The organism is Psychrobacter sp. L7 (assembly GCF_002810365.1).
GTDB classification, from domain to species: domain Bacteria; phylum Pseudomonadota; class Gammaproteobacteria; order Pseudomonadales; family Moraxellaceae; genus Psychrobacter; species Psychrobacter celer.
In genome coordinates this window covers 1-3,123 of record NZ_NEXR01000019.1, presented here as the reverse complement: position 1 = coordinate 3,123, position 3,123 = coordinate 1, and the positions used below count along the sequence as shown (strand labels likewise).

The window sequence follows — 3,123 nt, the reverse complement described above, 5'->3', positions numbered from 1 at the left end:
GCTGACTTTGTTGCTAAAAACGTGAAAGGTGATCTTAGCTTTGCTAACGCCGGTAAGATTGGTCTAACGGCTGATATCAATGGTAACCAATTCTCAGGCAGTGCAGATGCTAACGGCGGCTATCTCACTGAAGGTGGATTCTTCGGTGGTGACGCCCAGTATCTGGGCGGTGTTTACGAAGGCAATGGTGCTCAAGGTACCTATGGTGCCAAGAGTGACAAGCAGACCGCAGCAGAAAAAGCGGCTGTGAAAGCACAAGCAGATGCGGATGCAGCCAATGCAGCCATCGCAGGCGTTCAAGCACAAGCTGCTGCTGCCAAAGCTGCAGCAGAAAAAGCTCAAGCTGACGCTGTTAAGGCTCAAGAAGCCTTGGCAAGAGCAGAAGAGAACTTGGCAAATGCCGGTAATGGTGAAGACCTGCTCGCGGCTGCCCTAGAGCGTGCAGCTGTAGCAGAAGCAGCCGAAGCTGCTGCTTTAGAAGCGGCAACCAAAGCGACAGCAGCTAAAGAAGCGGCCTTAGCAGCGCAAGCTTCAGCAGAAGCTGCGGCCACGGCAGCAAAGGCTGCAGCAGCCAAAGCCATTGGTGAGGCTAAAGTAGAAGCAGACAAGAAAGTAGCAGAAGCCAATCAGCAAGCGGCTGATGCAAAAGCACAAGCGGCGGATGCTCAAACACGCGCTGATGCGGCTGAAGCGGCAGAGATAAAAGCCAAAGCTGAAGCAGACAAAGCCAAAGCTGATGCTGAGACCGCGATTGCAGCAGCTAATGCCAAAGCTGAAACTGCTAATCAACAAGCGATAGAGGCCAAAGCTCAAGCAGAAACAGAGAAGCAGAAAGCCACCGCTGCTCAAAAGGAAGCGGATAAAGCCAAGGGTGAGCTTGCAACTGCCCAACAGAAATTAGAAGCGGCAGAGCAGGCACTAGCGGATGCTCTAGCTTCAGGCGGTAACACAGAAGCTCTACAGGCAGAAGTGGATCGTCGACAAGCTGCCCTTGACGCGGCGAACGCTAAAGCCATAGCAGCCGAGCAAGCCCAAGCAGCAGCGACTGCCGCAGCCGAAGCCCAAGTCGCCGCCGCTCAGCAAGCCGCTCAAGCAGCGCAAGACGCCTTAGCCGCCTCTCAAATCAAGAACGCACCTGAAGCCGCTAAATCCGGTGTACAGCATATCAGTATCGATGCCACTGGACTAAATCAAGGTATGTTGACAACCACGACTCGTGACTTTGGCATTACAGATGAGACGCAAGTACAAGCACGGGCAGATATCGCTTCTGAAGGTCTAGTCTCTGATCCTGTAGCGCTTCAAGTCAGTGGTGACAATGATACAGCAGTAGCAGGATCTAGTGGGTTCAACTCATTTGAAAATACCACCAAAGTGGTTACTGCTTCACTGGGTGAACAGGACCTTGTCTACACCTCAACATACAAAGACTTTAGTGATGACTTAAGAGTGGCTCATATTGACGGTGCCGCTGCTGGCCTATTACCTGTCAATGGTGTGGCTGTCGTTGGTAATGCAACCCAAACTGCTAACATGCCAACTGAAGGTAAAGTTGGTTATACAGGAGATGCCACTTATCGCGAGACTGGTTTAGACAAAAACATTCAATTTGGCATCTCAGTCTTTACCGCTGACTTTGTTGCTAAAAACGTGAAAGGTGATCTTAGCTTTGCTAACGCCGGTAAGATTGGTCTAACGGCTGATATCAATGGTAACCAATTCTCAGGCAGTGCAGATGCTAACGGCGGTTATCTCACTGAAGGTGGATTCTTCGGTGGTGACGCTCAGTATCTAGGCGGTGTTTACCAAGGCAATGGTGCTCAAGGTACTTACGGAGCCAAGAGTGACAAGCAAACTTCTGCTGAACAAGCAGCTGTGAAAGCACAAGCAGATGCGGATGCAGCCAATGCAGCCATCGCAGGCGTTCAAGCACAAGCTGCTGCTGCCAAAGCTGCAGCAGAAAAAGCTCAAGCTGACGCTGTTAAGGCTCAAGAAGCCTTGGCAAGAGCAGAAGAGAACTTGGCAAATGCCGGTAATGGTGAAGACCTGCTCGCGGCTGCCCTAGAGCGTGCAGCTGCAGCAGAAGCAGCCGAAGCTGCAGCATTAGATGCGGCAACCAAAGCAACAGCTGCTAAAGATGCGGCCATTAAAGCACAAGCTGCAGCAGAAGATGCGGCCATAGCAGCAAAGGCTGCAGCAGCCAAAGCCATTGGTGAGGCTAAAGTAGAAGCAGACAAGAAAGTAGCAGAAGCCAATCAGCAAGCGGCTGATGCAAAAGCACAAGCGGCGGATGCTCAAGCACGCGCTGATGCGGCTGAAACGGCAAAATTAGAGGCTGAGGCTAGAGCCAAAGCTGCTGAAGCCGAAGCATTAGAAGCTGCTAATGCCTTTAGTGCTCCAGACTCTATAATATCTGGTTTCCAAAGTACTTCTATAAATTCGGATGATGGCACGTTTGAAAACGACTCTAATAGTTATAATCAGTTAAAGGTTTATGCCAATGAGGTCGATGGTAGAACATCCCTCAAACCAATTGATGTAATGTTAAGAGGTGCTAATAAAGGAGTTGATGATAGTGTTTATAATGGGAACAATAACGGCTTTAAGGAATACAAAGGCTCTGTTTCATTTGAGGGTCGTTTAAATAATAATATTCATGATCGGGATATGGAATACTCGTCAGTATATAAAAACTTCGATGACCAAATGCAGATTGGTCATATCTTTGGCGATATGAAAAATGGTATTGTATTCGAAAGAAACCTTTCTAATACTTATGTACAAGGTAATGCCACTAATCTTAGTGATATGGACAAGTTAACCAATGTCAACGAAGGTAAGGCTAAGTATAAGGGTGTGGCTAGCTATATAGAAGGTGGAGAGATATCAGCCGATGGCAAATCGAAATTCGACGTCGACTTTGTAGCCAAATCGTTAAAAGGCGAGCTTACCTTTACTGATAAGCAAGTCGATATTGCTGCAGATATAACAAACAATACTTTTGCTAGCAAGAAAGGAGCTGCCGTCAATACTGTAGGTGGTTTCTATGGTAAAGGTGCTAGCCATTTAGGTGGTGTTTATGAGAGAGAGGATAATAGRGTTATATCAACTTTGGTTGCGCCA

General features: G+C 48.3%; 1 protein-coding gene. It reads left to right on the top strand.

What is annotated here, in order from left to right; translation table 11 throughout:
• The coding region (locus CAP50_RS12500) for a transferrin-binding protein-like solute binding protein (protein ID WP_274539915.1) at positions 1-3,123 on the top strand (3,123 nt) is incomplete at both ends.